Genomic DNA, 20,402 nt, shown 5'->3' with positions numbered 1-20,402 from the left:
ATGTGAGTACTAACTAACATCATATAAATACAAGTTAATTATAAGCACTCTCACCATGATAGGTAATATCGAGTCCCTCTCTTTCTTGTTCAACCTCAACACGTAAACCTGTTAGTTTATCCGCTATCAAAAATGCCAAATAAGCGACAATTGCAGTCCAAATCACACAGATTAGTATGCTAAATGCCTGAACACCAACTTGTTTAAGCATTGTCACTCCCTCGGCATAACCTAACCCTCCTAATGTTGCAGAGGTAAATACGCCTGTTAATAAGCAACCAACTACGCCACAAACACCGTGTACGCCAAAAACATCACATACATCGTCGACTTTTAACCAACGTTTTAAAACGACCACCCCCCATAATCCAGCAACCCCAGATATTAGGCCTATTACCAATGCGCCAGCAATTCCAACCGTACCGGCTGCCGGTGTGATGCCGACTAATCCAGCTAAACAGCCAGAACAAGCCCCCAATAATGACGGTTTATCTCTAAACACCCACTCCGCAAGTACCCAAGATAAAATTGCGCCGGATGCCGCTACAACGGTATTAATAAAGGCCAAAGCTGCAATAGAATTCGCACTTCCAGCAGACCCAGCATTGAAACCGAACCAACCAATAAATAAGATCGCGGTTCCCATAAATACCATCGGCAAATTATGGGGTTTTATGGCTTCTTTTCCGAAACCCGTTCTTTTTCCAAGTAAGTAAGCACCAACAAGCCCAGCGACTGCTGCATTAATATGAACAACCGTTCCCCCCGCAAAATCCAGTGCGCCATCTTGGGCAAGTAATCCCCCGCCCCATACCATATGAGCCATAGGTAAATAAGCAAAAGTTGTCCAAATAAAAGCAAATATCAGTATGGCTGAAAATTTAATCCTTTCGCCTAAAGCACCAACCACCAGCGCAACCGTTAAACTGGCAAAAGCCCCTTGGAATGCCACATGAACAAATTGTGGGATCGTTGCTGCTAAGCTTTCGACGCTAATTCCTTTAAGCATAAATTGGCTTAATCCACCGAAAAAATCATTTCCTTCACTAAAGGACAAGCTATAACCATATATCACCCAAATGACCGAAACGAGAGCAAAAATAACCATCGTTTGAGCCATAAGTGACAATACGTTTTTGCTTCTCAGTAATCCGCCATAAAATAAAGCGATACCAGGAATGATCATAAATAAGACCAATGCAGTACAAACCATCATAAATGCATTGTCGGCTTTATCTACACCGTCCTCAGCAGCAAACACATTCACAGGAAAACTCGCTATAAATAACCAACATAAAACCTGAAACAATTTACTCATCGCTGTTCTCCTATAGTGCATCGTCTTGTTTCTCACTCGTGCGGATACGTATGGCTTGCTCAAGGTCGAATACAAATATCTTCCCATCGCCAACCTGGCCTGTATTCGCCGCTTTTTCTATCGATTCAATGACCTGTTCTGAAAATTCATCTGAAACAGCGACTTCGAGTCGCACCTTAGGTAAGAAATCCACCGTATATTCTGCGCCACGATACAGCTCAGAATGCCCCTTTTGACGACCAAAACCACGGACTTCAGTAATAGTCAGACCTTGTATACCTATATCTGAAAGCGCTTCTCTTACTTCATCCAACTTAAAAGGCTTAATGATTGCGATGATATATTTCATTTTCCCTCCGGATAATATGATCCCCTGCCGATTCAGCTAAAGGTGCGCGATAGCAACATCACTGATTGCAAAAACCTTAAGGCAAATAACATGCCAAAATTAATTAGGCTTATAATTCAAACAGTAATGGCAAAAAAAAAGCCACTCTCTCGAGTGGCTTTTTTTTTATGCATTAAAAGTGTGCAAAATAATCAGTTCAATATTGTTTCAGCCTCAACATCATCATGTAAATTGAGCGATTCACCAACCTGCTGAAGTTGATACATTTGGTAATAGCGCCCTTTTTGTTGCAGTAATTGAGTGTGCTTTCCTTTTTCAACAATTGCACCACGATGAAGCACAACAATTTGATCGGCATCGACTATCGTGGATAATCGATGGGCAATAACAACTAGCGTAGTTGTCTGGCGAATAATACGCAGTGCTTTTTGGATCGACTGCTCCGTTCCTGAATCAATATTCGCTGTTGCCTCATCAAGGATCAGTATTTTCGGTGTTACCACTAATACTCGCGCCATGGCTAACAGCTGTCTTTGCCCAACTGACAGTGTATTTCCTTGTTCACCCAATAATGAATCCAAGCCATCAGGAAGTAAACGAACGTGCTCAGCTAGCTGTACAGTTTCTAATACTTGCCAAACTTTTTCTTGTGTTACATCACGCCCTAACGCAACATTATCAAAGAAGGAAGCCGCGAGTACGACCGGATCTTGTTGCACCATTGCGATGTCATTACGTAAAACTTGGTGAGATAGAGAGTGTAACGGTCTACCATCGAGTAGGATTTCACCTTGTTGCCAAGGGTAATACCCCATAATTAGGTTTGCGATGGTACTTTTACCGCTTCCTGTATGCCCAACAAGCGCAACAAAGCTATTCTCAGGCACATGAAGATTAATATCTGTTAAGACTTTTTTATCTTCGCGGTAAGCAAATGATAAATCTTGAATATCGATAGCCCCTCCCTGTAATGGCTGTACATTCTCGCCATAACCTTGTTTCGGGCTATCCATTAACTCAAATACGCGTTCCCCTGAGACCACAGCTTGCTGCAACATCGATTGCTGGGAAGTCAGCTCAATTAATGGCTCATTTAAGCGGCCAAGGTAGTTGATAAAGGCATAGAGCACCCCCACCCCAATGGTCGCTGTACCATCAAAACCGAATAAAAGTAGCAATCCGCAAAGCACTGACGCGGAAATTAAACTTAATAGGGGACGCAATAACACCCCATCGAGTTTTAATGCTTTCATTCTCGCGAGATAGTGATCTTGGCTTGCTTCAAGCATTTTCTCACCAAATCGAGCTTGTTGGCGAAATTGCTGAATAACCGTCATGCCATTAATCACTTCATTAAATCCATTATTAATATCGGCAAGATAAGAACGCACTCGACGGACAATGGGTGTACTCAATTTTTGATAGATAAGCATCACGACCACTACCGCAGGAAAGATCATAATGGCGACCAAAGCCATACGCCATTCCAGAGTAAACATAGCAACTAACATGGCACAAATTAGCGCTAAGCTACGAAACACAGTGGGTACGACGGTCACAAATAGATCTTTAATGACCTCTGTGTCATTAGTCACGCGAGAAATAATTTGCCCTACAGGCTGTTTATCAAAAGCACTCAACGGTTGTCTTAACGCCGAATTCATAACATCGGTACGTAAAGTCTGTACAACACCTACCGCTGACTTATTGAATAAGATAGTTTGATAATAATGAAGAAGTGCTGCAATAACCTGCAATAGCACAAAGCCAACTGCTAGATATATTGTGAGTGGCATAATGATTTGTTTCTTGGCAACCATGTTGTCAATGAAATAACTAATCAACAAAGGTCCACTCACTTCGGCGGCCGCAGCAACCCATAGCATGATAATAGCCAATGTCATCGTACTACGATGCGCTTTTCCATAGCTTAGTAGACGTTTTAAGGCTGGCCATAGTGGTTTTTTCTGACTCATAAATCACCATCCAAAGCCGCTTCAATTTGTTGATAATGATACATATCTTTATACCAACCCGGTTGAACAGTGAGTGTTGAGTGAATACCTTCAGACACAATACTTCCTTGGGACAAGACTAAAATATTATCAGCCTCAACTAATGCAGATAGGCGATGTGCAGTAATAATCAATGTCTTGCCTTCACGCCAACGGCTCAAGTTTTGTAAAATAGCATGTTCCGTCTGCCCATCAACAGCCGAGAGAGCATCATCTAAAATTAAAATTTCTGCATTTTGCAAAATAGCTCGTGCAATCGAGAGCCGCTGTTTTTGTCCCCCAGACAACATAACGCCTCGCTCACCAACCTGTGTTTGGTAACCTTCCGGTAACCTCAGGATATCATCATGCACGCAAGCAATACGTGCCGCTTCCTCAATTTGCTCTATTGTTGCTTGTGGGCTACCTAATGCGATATTCCCTGCCACAGTATCAGAAAATAAAAAAGGAGATTGATTCACAACAGCTAATCGACTTCGCCATTCATTTAAGCGAATCTCAGGCAGCGGCTTACCTTGGTAGTGGATTTCCCCTTCAGTCACATCGAATTGACGCTGAATTAATGCAAGTAGTGTTGATTTGCCTGAACCTGTTGGTCCGCAAATTCCCAAAAACTGACCGGGTGGGAGTGTGAAATGAATATCATGAAGCGCGACCCGTTCCGCTTCTGGATAACAAAACGCCTTAATATGCGCCTGTAATTCTCCTCTTTCGCCTAGAAGAGATTGCTGACCATCTTCAATGTCTATAGGTTCATCCAGTAAAGCACGGATACGGCTATAGGCTGCGCTACCACGTTCAACGATGTTAAACATCCATGCCAACGCTAGCATAGGCCAAATCATTAATCCCAAATACATGACAAAGCTAGTGAGTTCACCGAGAGTCAGCGTGTCATGCAGCACCATCCAACTCCCCCCAGCGATAGCCAAGAGGTTTGCCATACCGATAGCAATAAAAATCGTCGGGTCAAAACGGGCATCAACTCTAGCGACATGCATATTGCGTCGACCCGCCTCAGTCGCGACTTGTTCGAACTGATTTGATTGATGATCCTCAAGGCCAAAAGCCTTTATCATGCGAATGCTGGTTAAGCTCTCTTGTGCATGATTATTTAATGAAGAGAATGCACCTTGAGCATGTTTAAATCGATGATGTAATTGATCACCATAACGTTTAATCACTAACGCCATAATAGGCATTGGAATCAATGCTAATAATGTTAGTTGCCAACTAATTTCCACGCTCATCATGACCAATACAGCACAGCCCATAACTAATGAGTCAACAAATGTGAGCACTCCTTCACCCGCAGCAAATACCACTCGGTCAACATCATTAGTGGTTCGAGCAATCAAATCTCCTGTTCGGTATCTTTGATAGAAAGATTGATTTTGTAGACTTAATTGACGGTAAAATTTTTGTCGTAATTGCACCGCTAGCTTATAAGACGCACCAAATAACCAAATACGCCAGACATAACGAAGACCGTATACAACAACAGCAATGAATAACATCAATGCCACATACGACACTAACTGAGTTGTAGCCATGGTTTGATTGCTAATCCCATCCACAACGATCCCCACAAGTCGCGGTGGAACAAGCTGTAAGATAGCTATAATGATTAAAAAGCAAACCGCACCAACATAGCGTCGCCATTCACTCAAAAAATACCAGCCAAGTTGTGAAAATAATCGCACTGAATTACTGCCTTGAATAAGATTTAATATTTGCCATGGTGTGGCATCCTAATGGTGCAAATGCTTAAGAAAAATAGGCGTAATACCATTAATCAGGGATAGGTAACACCGTAGTATACTTGATTTTTTCCATTGCAAAACTAGAGGTTACATCAATAAGCCCATGAACACCATTAACTAACTTTTTATAAAATAAGTCATAGGATTTCATATCTTTGACTTCAACTTGCATAAGATAGTCATACTCCCCAGCCATGCGATAAAACATAAGTACCTCTGGAAGCTGACTAACAAAAGAAACAAATTGCTCATACCACTCGCTGTTGTGATGCTGAGTTTTAATCATCACGATAACGGTTAGGCCCAAGCCTAACTTTTCGCCGTCGAGTAACGTGACTTTACTCCGAATATATCCCTCATCTTCTAAGCGTTTTAGCCTTTTCCAACAAGGTGTTGATGTTAAATTCACCGCTTCTGCAAGTGCATTCAAAGATAGACTGCTGTCATTTTGCAGCAAGCGAAGTAACTTTTTATCTATCTTATCTAACATATTTGCTCTCTTAATATTTATAAAAAAATGTCACGGTTACGGCTATATAATAGAATTATTTTACCTAAATAGACTGACAACAGCATAAATAATTTATCAATCTGTGTTAAAAGACAAAAATACCGCTATCCATCAAAGGCTAGCACCATTAACATGGCGCTATAGCAACCTGTATATTCATTTTTGTTGGAGTAAGAGGAATATTTATGAAACGCGCTGTTGTTGTCTTCAGTGGTGGTCAAGACTCGACGACTTGCCTCATCCAAGCGTTAAAAACTTATGATGAAGTCCATTGTGTCACTTTTGATTATGGGCAACGTCATCGCTTTGAGATTGAAGTGGCCCAAAAGCTCAGCCATTCACTTGAAGCAACTGCACACAAGGTGCTTGATGTCACTCTCCTCAATGAACTCGCAGTGAGCAGTCTAACTCGTGATAATATTCCAGTGCCTGACTATCAAGAAAGTGAGTCTAGCGGGTTACCCAGTACATTTGTTCCGGGGCGAAACATTCTTTTTTTAACGCTAGCTGCCATCTATGCCTACCAAGTGCAAGCGGAAGCCGTTATCACCGGGGTTTGTGAAACGGACTTCTCGGGCTACCCTGACTGTCGAGATGAATTTGTCACCGCACTTAATCATGCCGTCAATCTAGGACTGGCGAAAGATATTCGTTTTGAAACACCGTTGATGTGGCTAAATAAAGCGCAAACTTGGGCTTTAGCTGATTTTTATGGTCATTTAGACACAATACGACAAGAAACTCTGACTTGCTATAACGGCATACAAGGAGACGGCTGTGGAGAGTGCGCTGCATGCCATCTTCGCAGTAAGGGCTTAAACGACTACTTGAGCGATAAAGAAACTGTGTTATCTTCACTCAAAAAAATGACTAAACTCATCTAGTTACCTGAATATAAGGGGGCTAGAAAAGAGAACTCTTTCCGGCCCCCTTGAATGCGTTAAGCGTCAACAAACGCTTCAGCGTTAGCTTGTGACAACAATTCAAGTTTTTCGAGTAACTCACCATCAATACTAATGGCTTTATTTAACGATAAATCAATAAATACAAAAGTCACCATTGCATCAGAAACAACCTCTTTCTTTCCTTGCCGTTCACGAATTATTTGCTGATAACATACCGCACTTCTAGCACCAATTTTCTCAATACGTGTAGTCACGACTAATTCATCACCAATGACTGCACCATGAAAATAGTTCACATTGATATTAACCGCAGCCATTGTCAGCTTTTTCTTCAGGGCCCATCCAATGAAATCATGTTGCTCCATCCAAGCCCAACGATCTGACTCATAGAACTCAAGATAGCGTGCATTATTAACATGCTGGAAAACATCAATGTGGTAACCTCTAACTTTAATTTGCGTTGCCATAACTACTCCGACCAGTTGTCTCTGTTTACAAAAACATAACAAATAATTATGACTCTTGCTGAAATAATCTATTTTATGTGATACGCATCAAATTATTTATTTAACAAAATATGAGTAATACAAAAAGAACCTGTTCATAAACATGATTCATATCACCCATTTCACGGTATGAAGTGCTCACATATTAATGTGAGCACCCCACTTGTTATAAGGTCAATTTACTTCGGTTTTTTTCTAAAAATGCAGGCCCTATTCCACGCACCTCTAAAATATTTTCAATAGTATTAAATGCCCCATATGTATTTCTATACTCAACAATTGCCTTTGCCTTTTGTATACCAATACCATGAAGCTTTTTTGCTAATTCTTCTGCACTAGCCTGATTAATATTAACTTGGGCGATGTTATCGACACCCGCTGGTAATGTTTTTTCTTCTTGAAAATGTTTGTTTGTCATCGTCTTATCAGGCTCGATTTTTTTAGCTAATACGGCGTGTGAACACATCAACATCGAGGAAATGACGACGATACTCCCTAGTAACTGCTTTATAGATTTCATCCATGTCATTGGCTTTCTCCTGTTTTAAATTGAGATAGCACAATGCCAAAATCAAAAGACAAACGCTGTTTTCGCTTAACAGAAATAAGAAAGGCCACCCAAAGGTGGCCTTAAGATAAATTCAATTACAATTGTAATTGCGAACAGCGTCTCAAATTACTCGAGGTTCAATACTTCAACTTTGGCTTTCTCACGCAAGTTAAGCATCAACGCTTCATTTACCGCACTGCCCATCATACCTTGGTACTCTTTGGTCAGTTGGGCTAGCTCTTCATCAGACGCTTTACCTGGGATCACTTTATCAAGCTGAATAATGACTAAGTTATCTTGTGCATCTCGAGCCGTCGTATAAGTCACCTTACCTTCGCTTGGTTTCGCCATCGCCATTGCTGCACCAATAATTGGTGTTTGAGGCATCATACGAGAAACGGTTTCAGGAGCAGTAAACTTAACATTAGCAGCGCTCAATGCAGCCTCGCCTTTACCTTCTTTCAGTGCAGCGACTAATTTATCGCCTTCTGCTTTTAGCTCAGCATCTGCTTTTTTACGTTTAACTAATGCTTCGATTTGAGATTTAACGGTTTCGAATGATTCAGTTTGTTCCGGCTTATATTGGGTAACACGGACGACAAACGCACGGTCACCTTCAACATTAATCACATCCGAGTTAATCCCCGTTGAACCATTTTTATCCACTAAACGCTCACTAAATATTTCGTTAATGACTTTAGGGAAGTTTAAAGCGGCCGGTGGATTATTTTTATCAAACCAGTCGGTGGTTACCACTTTTAAGCCTGATACCTCTTCTACTGACGCTAAAGACTCATTGTCATTCGTCGCTGCTTCACTGACTTTTTGTTGCAAGTCATAAAACTGTTTAACATTTTTATCTTGCGTTAACGTCGTCTTAATCGAATCTTTGACTTCATCGAAAGGTTTCGTGCTTTCAGGCTTAATATCATCTAAACGGAAGATAACAAAGTTTGAGCCAGACTTGATCGGCGCAGAAAGTTGCCCTTTCTCAGTTAATTTCGCATTCGCAATCTCAGCGGGTGTTGAGGCTTCTTCCATCCACCCGATCACACCTTTATTGCCGGCACTAAACTTATCCGTTGATTTCTCAGAGGCTAACACGTCGAATTGCGCCCCCGCTTTTAGCTGATCAAGGATTTCATTCGCTTCTTTCTCTGAAGCAACCTGAATCATACTGTAGTGGTTTTGCTGAGCCTGAGTATAATTTTTCAGATTTTGATCATAATAAGTTTTTATTTCTGCATCAGAAACGGTCAGTTCAGGTAGAGAAGCGGCATCAATCTCAACATAGCTGACCTGAACTTTTTCAGGAGAGATAAAACTGTTCTGATTCGCATTGTAGTAATCTTTTAATTCATCTTCAGGCGCAGTCTGTTTAGCTTCAATATCAGCTAATGACAGGGTCGCTGTACGAATTTCACGTTCTTGCAAAAATAATTCAGCGTAATTTTTCACTTCTGAAGGTAAAGCAAAGTCACTACCAGTAAATGCCTTAGCCAATTGAGCACGCACTAAATCAGTACGAATTTGCGCCGCGAAATTATCCGCATTGACATTGTACTGGCTTAAAATATTACGGTATTTTTCACTATCAAATTTCCCATTCGTTTGGAAAATCGACATAGCAAAAATGGCTCTTTCTATCTGAGCATCACTCGCTGACAGATTTAACTCATTAGCGTACTGATTGATTAATTCGTTATTAATCAAGTTATCCAAAGCTTGTCGGCGTAATAATTTCATGCTTTCTTCATTACCCGCAACTTCAGAAAACTTATCTCCCAAATATTCTTGTAAAGATTGACGCTCTTGTGCGAAAGCCTGTTGTAGTTGCTCCCTGCTAATTGGCTGCCCATTTACTTCAGCAGCATCATTACTTGTACCGCCAATCATGTAACCAGCAACCCCTGTCAGCACGAATGACAGGATAATGATAGCCAGTATCAGTTTGATAAAAGGACTGTTCACCTTCGTGCGTAGATTGTCCATCATAAAAAGGCTTAACTCCGCTTTGTTAAATTCAATTTCCTAATAATACGCTAATCTTAACTCAGATTGAAAAAAAAGCGCACCATTTCCATGATGCGCCTCTATATTAGCTGATTAATAATTTTCAGTCAGTGAGTGTTTTGAAAAAAAATAAAACAATCCCAAAATAAAACTGAATTAGCTATTAACTGCGTCTTTTAAACCTTTACCCGGACGGAAAGCAGGTACTTTCGCCGCAGCGATCTTAATCTCTTTACCTGTTTGTGGGTTACGTCCTGTGCGAGCGGCACGTTCACGAACGGTGAATGTACCAAAGCCAACTAAAGCAACATCATCACCTTTGCTCAGTGAACTAGTGACTGATGCAACAAACGCATCAACAACACGGCCAGCTGCAGCTTTAGAAATATTCGCTTCAGAAGCGATTTGATCAATCAGTTGAGACTTATTCACTCTTATCATCCCCATATTAGTTTTGACTATGATCTTAATTAGGCTATTAAGCTAATTAATGATGCAGCCGTTATATCAATCCTGAATGCCAATGGCAAGAGAACAGATTACATCCAAATAATTATCAGAATCATCGTTAAATTAGCGACGAAAAAAAAGGCTGACAACCCCTAAATAGGTTATCAGCCATACTTTTATGCAAACTTCTTGATTCAGCTCACTCTTTTTGACTTATTTTTTACGATTTCCACACCAAATGGCGGGTTCGCTAATGCCAAAGAGAGGACTTCCTCAATAGTTTTAACAGGGTGAATTTCCAAATCAGCAATCACATTTTCTGGAATTTCTTCCAAATCACGTTTGTTCTCAAATGGAATTAATACCGTTTTAATACCACCACGATGTGCTGCAAGTAATTTTTCTTTCAGTCCACCAATTGGTAATACAAGACCTCTTAGCGTAATTTCACCTGTCATTGCGACATCCGCTTTAACAGGATTACCTGTTAAGCAGGAAACTAAGGCCGTTGACATAGCAATACCTGCACTTGGGCCATCTTTCGGTGTCGCACCTTCAGGTACGTGAACATGAATATCGCGTTTCTCATAGAAATCGCTATTGATGCCCAGTTTTTCTGCTCGAGCTCGAACAACAGTCAACGCAGCTTGAATAGATTCTTGCATCACTTCACCTAATGAACCAGTATAAGTGAGCTTACCTTTACCAGGTACACAAGCTGTCTCAATCGTTAACAAGTCACCGCCGACCTCGGTCCACGCCAATCCGGTGACTTGACCTACACGGTTTTCCGTATCGGCTTGACCATAATCAAACTTACGAACACCTAAGAAATCCTTCAGGTTATCAGCATTAATTTCGATATGTTTCAGCTTCTTATCCATTAATAAGGACTTAACCGCTTTACGACACAGTTTCGAAATTTCACGCTCTAAACCACGGACACCTGCTTCACGAGTGTAGTAACGGATAATGCCAATGAGTGCACTATCATCAATCGTTAGCTCATTCTTTTTCAATGCGTTGCGTTGGATTTGCTTCGGCAGCAAATGCTGCTTAGCGATATTTAGTTTCTCATCTTCTGTATAGCCAGACAGACGAATAACTTCCATACGATCGAGCAACGGCGCAGGAATATTCATCGAGTTAGACGTAGCCACAAACATCACATCAGAAAGATCGTAATCAACTTCCAAATAATGATCGTTAAATGCGACGTTTTGCTCAGGATCTAACACCTCGAGTAATGCAGAAGCAGGATCACCTCGCATGTCAGAAGACATTTTATCAATCTCATCTAACAGGAACAGCGGGTTTTTCACTCCAACTTTTGCCATTTTCTGGATCAGTTTACCCGGCATAGAACCGATATAGGTACGGCGGTGACCACGAATTTCCGCTTCATCACGTACGCCACCTAATGCCATGCGAGTGTACTGACGGCCTGTTGCTTTTGCGATAGATTGACCAAGTGAGGTTTTACCTACCCCTGGTGGTCCAACCAAACATAGGATTGGGCCTTTAATCTTACTGACACGGCTTTGTACCGCCAGATACTCTAGGATACGTTCCTTAACACGCTCTAGGCCATAATGGTCTGTATCTAGTACTTCTTGCGCCTTAACAAGGTCTTTTTTCACTTTGCTACGAGCATGCCATGGTACCTGAACCATCCAATCAATGTAGCTACGCACTACTGTGGCTTCTGCTGACATTGGAGACATCATTTTTAGCTTTTGCAATTCTGCTTCAGCTTTTTCATGAGCCTCTTTTGGCATTTTTGCTTCTTCAATTTTGCGTTTCAGCGCTTCGTATTCATCGGGCGCATCATCCATTTCACCAAGCTCTTTTTGAATCGCTTTCATTTGCTCATTCAAATAATATTCGCGTTGGCTTTTTTCCATCTGCTTTTTGACACGGTTACGGATGCGTTTCTCAACTTGCAACAGCTCAGTTTCAGATTCCATCATGGCCATCAGGAATTCAACACGCTCAGCAACATTCGCCATCTCTAACACACGTTGTTTATCGGCCAATTTAAGTGGCATATGAGACGCTATGGTATCCGCTAATTTATCGAGTTGATCTTGTTCAATCGAATGCAGCGATGTCAAAACTTCAGGTGGAATTTTTTTATTCAGTTTAATATAGCTTTCGAACTGATTGACAATAGTGCGATAAAGAACCTCTTGCTCTTTTTCATCAAGAAGTTCTGCGACTTTAGCTTGAGCGCTATCTTCATTGTAAAAATCATCTGCATCTTCAGCTTGTTTCACAGCTTCAGGCTGCAAATATTCTGCTTGTGCTAAGAAATACTCGCCATTGTCAGTTAAGCTGCTTATACGCGCTCTTCTTAAGCCTTCAACTAATACTTTAACTGTCCCATCGGGCAATTTCAGCATTTGAATAACTGAAGCTACGGTACCAACAGAAAATAAATCATTAACCCCAGGCTCATCAGTTGAGGCCTCTTTTTGGGCTACCAGCATTACTTGCTTGTCATGATCCATCGCTGCTTCCAGACTGTGAATGGATTTTTCACGTCCAACAAACAGTGGGATCACCATATGTGGGTACACCACTACATCACGCAGAGGCAATACAGGTATTTCAATGCGTTCGGAACGCTCAGGATTCATAAAGCTCTCTCTTCGTTTAGCTTGCGCTAGTTTAAGGGTTTCCAACTATTGCTTAAAAAAGTGTATTTAAAAAGCAAAGAAACCACACTCAGAATATAAACTATATGGGGATAAGATTTTAGCATTCAATGGGTACTTGAAGATAAAAATGAAATGAGGGAGGAACCCTCATTTCACTCATAACTTGTCGTTGCTAAATCCTAGGCGTTAATTATCACCGGAGGCTTGAGCATCAGGTTTGCTGTAGATCAGTAATGGTTCTGATTGTTCATTAATGACATTTTCATCAACAACGACTTTTTCTACATTATCCATAGAAGGCAGGTCATACATTGTATTTAGCAATGCCGCTTCAACAATAGAACGTAAACCACGAGCCCCCGTTTTACGAGCCATTGCTTTTTTAGCAATCGCTTTTAACGCTTCTTCACGGAACTCTAATTCTGTCCCTTCAAGGCTAAATAGCGCTTGGTACTGTTTAGTTAGCGCATTTTTGGGTTCTTGAAGGATCTGAATAAGCGCCTCTTCACTCAATTCCGTTAAAGTTGCCACCACTGGCAAACGACCGATAAACTCAGGGATCAAACCAAATTTGATCAGATCTTCAGGCTCTGTTTGTGCTAACAATTCACCTTCAGTAATTTTCTCGGATTCGCCTTTAACCTCAGCAGCAAAACCAATACCTGAACGCGTATTTAAACGCTGACCGATCACTTTATCGAGCCCCGCAAAAGCACCTCCACAGATAAATAAGATCTTAGAGGTATCAACCTGTAAGAACTCTTGCTGAGGATGCTTACGACCACCTTGAGGTGGAACGGCTGCAATTGTCCCTTCAATCAGTTTCAACAACGCTTGTTGTACCCCTTCACCTGAAACATCACGGGTAATTGAAGGGTTATCAGATTTACGTGAAATTTTGTCAATTTCATCGATATAAACAATACCACGTTGCGCTTTTTCTACATCGTAGTCACATTTTTGCAGTAATTTTTGGATGATGTTTTCAACATCTTCACCAACATAACCCGCTTCGGTTAAGGTGGTGGCATCTGCCATCGTGAAAGGCACATCCAAGTAACGAGCAAGGGTTTCAGCCAGCAATGTTTTACCGCTGCCTGTTGGACCAATCAGCAAAATGTTACTTTTACCAAGCTCAACACCTTCGCTGGTTGTATCACCATTCCGTAATCGCTTGTAGTGATTATAGACGGCGACAGCCAATACTTTTTTCGCCTGTTCTTGACCTATCACATAATCATCAAGATGCTCTCTGATCTCATGTGGGGTAGGTAATGCACTACGCTCACGATGAGGAGCCAGTTCTTTGATCTCTTCACGGATGATATCGAGGCATAAATCGACACATTCATCACAAATATAGACTGACGGACCGGCAATCAGCTTGCGGACTTCATGCTGACTTTTTCCGCAGAAAGAGCAGTACAACAGTTTACCTGACCCCTCTTTGCGCTTATCTGTCATCAGTTGACCTCACTTATCGTCAATTTTCCCCCGTTTATTCACTATCTTGCGCGATAAAACGGAGGAATAAATTTCTTTGATATTAATTAAGTATGTATAAACCTTAGTTAATTAACGGCTAGTATAAATATGGTCAACCAAACCATACTCTTTAGCTTCATTTGCAGACAAGAAACGATCGCGCTCTGTGTCACGATTGATTTCTTCGACAGGCTTACCTGTGTGCAATGCCATTAACTCATTCATGCGCGCTTTCACTTTCAGAATTTCCTGAGCGTGAATTTCGATATCGGTCGCTTGTCCTTGATAACCACCGAGTGGTTGGTGGATCATCACGCGAGAATTTGGTAGGCAGAAGCGTTTACCTTTAGTCCCCGCAGCTAGCAAGAATGATCCCATAGAACAAGCTTGTCCCATACAGATCGTACTAACATCAGGTTTAATAAATTGCATTGTGTCATAGATGGACATACCTGCTGTAATCACGCCACCTGGGGAGTTGATGTAAAGCTGGATATCTTTTTCTGGGTTTTCTGCTTCCAAAAATAGCATCTGTGCGACAATTAAGTTCGCCATATGATCTTCCACCTGACCTGTCAGGAAGATAATACGTTCTTTTAACAGACGTGAATAAATATCGTATGAACGTTCACCCCGAGAGGTCTGCTCAATGACCATTGGCACGAGTGCCATTTGGGATGCTAGATTTTCCTGACCGCCAAAATATGACATCGAAATCTCCTATTAAAAACTTTCTGGTGCTTGCGCCTAAATTTGCTGTTTGTTCGACTTTTACGCATTCTAAGCAGCAAACAAACAGTTTGTCTTTAAAAATTATCTATCTCACATATTTTCACTGCTATCTCATTTGATTATTTCTTTGTGTTTAGCCTAAAGACCCTCAAAGAAGTGTGCATTAATGAGATGAATTATGCTGTAGAAAACAAGACTCACTGTAAAATAGTTTAACACAAGTCTGTAAGGATTCACGGATTTGTTCTGTAAGATTCACCCAGCCTAACAGCCGATATAATTAGAATATACAGCAACATTTATAATAAAATTAGGGCGAAAATGTTATTTTCAAGACTATCTTCGCTTGTCCTCTAAAAATTAGCTCGATATTAAGGTAGATACTCAGGTGCTCGAGGAACAAAAATCACGGTATACCTTGAACATAAGCGTACCACGCTATCAACCTAATCTGAGAGATGACGCCGATATCATTGACAAAAAACCCGCAGCATACGCCACGGGTTTTTTATTTATAACGCGGATAAAACGAAATTAACCAGCTTGAACTTGGTTCATCAGTTCATTGAAGTTAGTTTCTTTTTCAGTCACTTTAGCCACTTCCAGAATTTTCTCAACCGCTTGTTCTTCAAGAGCTAAGTTACGAACGCTATTCATCAGCTCATTGTTTTTGCTGTAGTATTCGATAACTTCAGTTGGATCTTCATAAGCTGAAGCCATTTCTTCAATCAGAACTTTAACGCGATCTTCATCAGCTTTCAGTTCGTTCGAATTGATCACTTCACCTAACAGTAGGCCGATAACAACGCGACGTTTCGCTTGTTCTTCGAACAGCTCACGAGGCAGTTCCATCGCTTGTTTCTCGTTACCACCGAAACGTTGTGCAGCTTGACGACGCAGAACATCGATCTCACCATCAACCACCGCAGCGGGAACTTCGATGTCATTCGCATTAACCAAACCATCCAGAACTTGAGCTTTAATACGGTTACGTACCGCATTTTTCAGTTCGCGTTCCATGTTTTTACGCACTTCCGCGCGCAGACCGTCTAAAGTGCCGTCAGCAATACCGAAACGCTTGATGAATTCTTCAGTGAATTCTGGCAGTTCACGCTGTTCAACTTTCTTCAGAACGATAGCAAACTTCGCTGCTTTACCTTTCAGGTTTTCAGCGTGGTAATCTTCTGGGAAATTAACTTCGATATCGAATTCTTCACCCGCTTTGTGGCCAACGATGCCATCTTCAAAACCAGGGATCATACGACCTTCGCCCATAACTAGTGCGAAATCTTCTGCTTTGCCGCCTTCAAATTCTTCACCATCGATTGAACCCGTGAAGTTAATTGTGATACGCGAATCAGCCGCTGCGGCTTCAGATGTTTCTTTCCACTGAGCTTGTTGTTTACGTAGCGTTTCCAGCATGTTTTCAAGATCTTCATCTTTAACAGTAACAACTGGTTTTTCTACTTCGATAGTTTCCAGACCTTTTAGTTCGATTTCTGGATAGACTTCGAATTCAACTGAGTAAACAAAATCTTTACCATCTTCCAGCATTTCAGGCTTGTAGCTAGGTGCACCGGCTGGATTGATTTTTTGTTCAATGATTGCGTTGATGAAGTTACGTTGCATCACATCGCCCAGAACGTCTTGCATAACAGACGCGCCGTAACGCTGTTTAACGATGTTCATTGGCACTTTTCCTTTACGGAAGCCATCAACACGTACTTTCTTCGCGACGTTAACCAGCTCGCTGTTTACTGCTTTTTCAATATCGGCAGCAGGAACGGTGATTGTTACACGACGCCCAAGGCCTTGAGTCGTTTCAACAGAAACTTGCATCTTCTTACCTCAAAAAAAATCTTAGTGATCGGTCTACTCCAGAGTTAAGCCATTAAATCATAATGACCTTCTCCCTTCCAGAACCGGGGGCGTTGCTTACACAACGGTCATCCCTGATATCAGAAGCGTCCCGAAACCTTACTGAAAATTAGACGCGACATTATACCGATGCAGATGCCCCGAGTCGAGAAAAGCTGATAAAAGAAGCGATTATTCCTCTTTATTTGTGACTTTTCCGACTAAAAAAAGCACTCCCCAAGCAAATTGGGGAAAAAACATACATCGATATTAATGCCAACATTCATAAAATGACATAAATCGTCTCATCATAATAACAGTCAAACAGCGAATCAATCAGCTGTTTATTTTACCGCCACCACGACATGCAGGAGAATTCAGTGCCGTATCCGCTAAATTATGCCACTCTGAAGGGGTATAAGTATGTAGCGCTAAAGCATGGATACTTCCCGCTAATTCATCTGCCAAAATAGCATAAATTTCACGATGACGGCCAACCATACGTTTGTTTTCAAATTTTTCACTGACCAAAACCACTTTAAAGTGGCTTTCTGAGCCCGCAGGAACATTATGTTGATCGCTTTCATTGATCACTTCAAGATAAGCGGGTTCAAAGGCTGCATGCAGCTTTTGCTGAATATGTGATTGCATATTTAGCGGTGCATCAATCCCCATAAAAATCACTCCTTTGTTCAACCACCATTGACGTTTTGTTATCTTTTTTTGTAGTGATAGAGGACAATCGCGCTACAATGATATGATAACTACCACTTTGACGAATTTTTCTCGAAATGGTTGTCTAACCTTTCAGAAAACCCGTCAGGGTGAAACTATAACCCTAGTTAAATGTATAAGGGTTCGTTAGGTTGCACCATAACGGAACAACCCCAATTAGGAAAGATGAACTGGAAAAAATTATGTTAAGAAAACTTTGTTTTCCTCTTTTTGCACTATTTCTTCTAGCTGGTTGTGCAACAAGCAGTAATACTTTATCACTCGAACCCAAGATTACTTTGCCAGCACGAAATCCGACGCTGAATGCAACCGCAATTAGTGTTAGCAGCGTAGATAGTCGGCCTTCAAAAGCACTGACAGAAATCAACCGTAATGGAAGTTTGGTGGTGCTGTCTCCTTCCCGTGATCCACGCTATTTAATGCAAGAAGCGGTTGAAAAACAAATGGCTGCTCGCGGCTTCATGGTGTCATCTCCTGCCAATGTCAACTTGGTCGTTCAACTGAACCAATTAAACGCCCAAGTCAGTGAAGGCAGTTTACGCCATAATATTACCGTGAATTCTAGCGTAACGGTTACCGCAACGGCACCGAATGGTTCCACCAAATCACGGACATTCACACGTAATTACAATAACCAAGAATTACTGGGTGCTAGCAACGATAAAATTGAAAAAGCGATCAATCTTGCACTCACTGATCTGATCAACGATATGGCTAATGATCAAGAATTGACCCAATTTATCAAACAAAACGCTCGATAATGATTCGAGACGATGTTTTGTCATACATTGAGTGCCTATCTCTATAGAATAGGCACTCAATGAAACGGTGAATAGCGCCTTCACCATTATTCAATAACGGAAAGCCTTTTATTTAGCTCATAACCAATCATAGGAAGATTATGTCCCGTGCTTTTTTACCCAATTCAGTCATTTTAATCCTATTAGGTTTTGTATCCGGCCTTCCGTTAGCACTGACTGCTGGCACGCTACAAGCTTGGTTGACGGTTGAAAATATCGATATTAAAACGATTGGTTTTTTTTCACTGGTTGGTCAAGCTTATGTATTAAAGTTTCTTTGGTCTCCAATGATGGATCGGTATACCCCGCCCTTTCTTGGCCGGCGTAGAGGATGGTTACTGACCACACAAATCCTGCTTATTTTCAGTATCGGTGCAATGGGTTTTATGAATCCATCAGACCATCTATGGTGGCTAGCAGCGCTGGCTGTTATGGTCGCTTTTTGTTCTGCCTCACAAGATATTGTCTTTGATGCCTATAAGACGGACCTGCTCAGCGCGGAAGAACGAGGCTTTGGTGCCGCAGTCTCAGTGATGGGTTATCGCATCAGTATGCTGGTGTCTGGTGGGCTAGCATTATGGATGGCAGATAAATTTCTCACATGGCAACAACTTTATATGGTGATGGCAGGGCTGATGCTCATTGGTGTTTTTGCGACTCTGCTCGCCAAAGAACCAGAAGATAGTGGTACCCCGCCAACCTCACTGAAAGATGCGATTTATAAACCGCTTGCCGAGTTTTTTAGCCGCAACAATGCCTGGCTAGTCCTCTTATTATTAGTATTCTATAAGATGGGTGATGCGTTTGTGATGGCGCTTAGTACTAACTTCTTATTGAGTGGTCTTGGCTTTACCTTAAGCGAAGTTGCTGCGGTCAATAAAACTGTCGGTATGGCAGCAACCATCTTCGGGGCATTGTTTGGCGGTTACCTAATGAAGAACATGAGCCTATTTAACGCCTTATTGGTGTTTGGTATTTTGCAAGGCGCCTCAAATATCGGCTATTGGTTCCTAGCGGTCACACCACCAAACATTATCAGTATGGGTTCAATCATTGTTATCGAAAATATTTTTTCAGGAATGGGAACCGCGGCGTTCGTGGCATTACTCATGACTCTATGTAATAAGTCATTATCTGCAACACAATTCGCTTTACTCTCTGCACTTTCGGCTATCGCTCGAGTGTATATAGGCCCTGTTGCCAGTATTGTTGTTCTTTCTTACGGCTGGCCAACCTTCTACCTGATTTCTATTGTTGTTTCGGTGCCCAGTATTCTGCTCTTACTTGCCTGTAAAACCTCGTTGAGCTATACGCAAACCACTGGGTTATTCCAACGCAGGGAGCTGTATCCACAAGCTTATAAAATTGCCGTTTATATCCTCTTAACCGCAATTGCTATATTAGCACTATGGCTATTAACACTATTAGTTACCTCGTTTACTACAGTCAAAATTTACTTATTCACCAATCAAATATCCCTTTGGCTTGCCCTACCTGAATATAAGAATTTCATTTTCAATACAGGCGCAAGTATTGGCGCACTCAGTTTAATCATTGGTGGCTGTCTCGACTTCTTTGCAGTACGCAAGATAGTTAAGAAATAAATTATTAACTCAATCAATCATCCCGAAGTGAAATTAATTCATTTCGGGTTTTTTCTTGACCTTTTAAATTAGATCTGACTAGCAAATATTGATATCCCTACCTTCATAGCGTGATGCATATCACCTATTTAATGAAATATATTTTTTAA

The 20,402-nt window shown here is 41.3% G+C and carries 17 protein-coding genes; 3 read left to right on the top strand and 14 right to left on the bottom strand.

Features of this window, described 5'->3' with window-relative positions:
• Positions 1-34: 34 nt before the first annotated feature.
• From amtB to M1F03_RS03725, 5 genes are all read right to left on the bottom strand, one after another.
• Positions 35-1,318 (bottom strand): ammonium transporter AmtB, encoded by a 1,284-nt coding sequence (gene amtB / locus M1F03_RS03745; RefSeq protein WP_154622396.1) that lies wholly within the window; start codon positions 1,316-1,318, stop codon positions 35-37.
• A gap of 10 nt (positions 1,319-1,328) precedes the next feature.
• The gene (locus M1F03_RS03740; protein WP_154622397.1) at positions 1,329-1,667 is read right to left on the bottom strand and encodes a P-II family nitrogen regulator; all 339 of its coding nucleotides are present in this window, start codon (positions 1,665-1,667) and stop codon (positions 1,329-1,331) included.
• 191 nt (positions 1,668-1,858) lie between these two features.
• Positions 1,859-3,643, bottom strand: coding sequence for a SmdB family multidrug efflux ABC transporter permease/ATP-binding protein (locus M1F03_RS03735; protein ID WP_251465116.1), 1,785 nt, complete (start codon positions 3,641-3,643; stop codon positions 1,859-1,861).
• Positions 3,640-5,385, bottom strand: a complete 1,746-nt coding sequence (locus tag M1F03_RS03730; protein WP_196713814.1) for a SmdA family multidrug ABC transporter permease/ATP-binding protein — start codon at positions 5,383-5,385, stop codon at positions 3,640-3,642. Before M1F03_RS03730 ends, M1F03_RS03735 begins: the two co-directional genes overlap by 4 nt.
• Before the next feature lie 88 nt (positions 5,386-5,473).
• Positions 5,474-5,935: an Lrp/AsnC family transcriptional regulator gene (locus M1F03_RS03725; RefSeq protein WP_163860717.1), complete on the bottom strand. Its 462-nt coding sequence runs from the start codon at positions 5,933-5,935 to the stop codon at positions 5,474-5,476.
• A 206-nt stretch (positions 5,936-6,141) separates the two neighbouring features.
• On the opposite strand from M1F03_RS03725, the gene queC reads away from it, so the two are divergent.
• Positions 6,142-6,840 (top strand): 7-cyano-7-deazaguanine synthase QueC, encoded by a 699-nt coding sequence (gene queC, locus M1F03_RS03720; protein WP_251465114.1) that lies wholly within the window; start codon positions 6,142-6,144, stop codon positions 6,838-6,840.
• A 56-nt stretch (positions 6,841-6,896) separates the two neighbouring features.
• Here queC and M1F03_RS03715 read toward each other — a convergent pair whose 3' ends face one another.
• The 9 genes from M1F03_RS03715 to bolA all read right to left on the bottom strand — a co-directional run bounded on the left by M1F03_RS03715 (position 6,897) and on the right by bolA (position 17,789).
• Positions 6,897-7,328 (bottom strand): acyl-CoA thioesterase, encoded by a 432-nt coding sequence (locus tag M1F03_RS03715; protein ID WP_154622401.1) that lies wholly within the window; start codon positions 7,326-7,328, stop codon positions 6,897-6,899.
• 205 nt (positions 7,329-7,533) lie between these two features.
• Positions 7,534-7,896 (bottom strand): ComEA family DNA-binding protein, encoded by a 363-nt coding sequence (locus M1F03_RS03710; RefSeq protein ID WP_163860716.1) that lies wholly within the window; start codon positions 7,894-7,896, stop codon positions 7,534-7,536.
• A 147-nt stretch (positions 7,897-8,043) separates the two neighbouring features.
• Positions 8,044-9,912 (bottom strand): peptidylprolyl isomerase, encoded by a 1,869-nt coding sequence (gene ppiD / locus M1F03_RS03705; RefSeq protein WP_318840082.1) that lies wholly within the window; start codon positions 9,910-9,912, stop codon positions 8,044-8,046.
• A 174-nt stretch (positions 9,913-10,086) separates the two neighbouring features.
• A complete protein-coding gene (gene hupB, locus M1F03_RS03700; protein WP_196713809.1) occupies positions 10,087-10,362 on the bottom strand; it encodes a nucleoid-associated protein HU-beta in 276 nt (91 codons plus the stop codon).
• 212 nt (positions 10,363-10,574) lie between these two features.
• On the bottom strand, positions 10,575-13,019 hold the full coding sequence (lon, locus tag M1F03_RS03695; RefSeq protein WP_154622405.1) for an endopeptidase La: 2,445 nt from the start codon (positions 13,017-13,019) through the stop codon (positions 10,575-10,577).
• 207 nt (positions 13,020-13,226) lie between these two features.
• Positions 13,227-14,504 (bottom strand): ATP-dependent protease ATP-binding subunit ClpX, encoded by a 1,278-nt coding sequence (gene clpX / locus M1F03_RS03690; RefSeq protein ID WP_154622406.1) that lies wholly within the window; start codon positions 14,502-14,504, stop codon positions 13,227-13,229.
• Positions 14,505-14,615: 111 nt separating this feature from the next.
• Entirely contained in the window at positions 14,616-15,236 is a 621-nt protein-coding gene (gene clpP / locus M1F03_RS03685) for an ATP-dependent Clp endopeptidase proteolytic subunit ClpP (RefSeq protein WP_154622407.1), read from the bottom strand.
• Between the two features lie 555 nt (positions 15,237-15,791).
• Positions 15,792-17,096, bottom strand: a complete 1,305-nt coding sequence (gene tig / locus M1F03_RS03680) for a trigger factor (protein ID WP_154622408.1) — start codon at positions 17,094-17,096, stop codon at positions 15,792-15,794.
• A gap of 354 nt (positions 17,097-17,450) precedes the next feature.
• Complete coding sequence (gene bolA, locus M1F03_RS03675) at positions 17,451-17,789, bottom strand: transcriptional regulator BolA (protein WP_154622409.1); 339 nt, start codon at positions 17,787-17,789, stop codon at positions 17,451-17,453.
• A 242-nt stretch (positions 17,790-18,031) separates the two neighbouring features.
• Here bolA and M1F03_RS03670 point away from each other — a divergent pair, with 242 nt between their 5' ends.
• Complete coding sequence (locus M1F03_RS03670) at positions 18,032-18,610, top strand: YajG family lipoprotein (protein ID WP_154622410.1); 579 nt, start codon at positions 18,032-18,034, stop codon at positions 18,608-18,610.
• Positions 18,611-18,750: 140 nt separating this feature from the next.
• Complete coding sequence (locus tag M1F03_RS03665; protein WP_154622411.1) at positions 18,751-20,253, top strand: AmpG family muropeptide MFS transporter; 1,503 nt, start codon at positions 18,751-18,753, stop codon at positions 20,251-20,253.
• Positions 20,254-20,402: the final 149 nt, after the last annotated feature.

Origin of the sequence: Providencia sp. PROV080 (genome assembly GCF_033688105.1) — a bacterium.
Taxonomy (GTDB): Bacteria; Pseudomonadota; Gammaproteobacteria; order Enterobacterales; family Enterobacteriaceae; genus Providencia; species Providencia zhejiangensis.
This window is presented reverse-complemented; position numbering and strand designations above follow the sequence as displayed.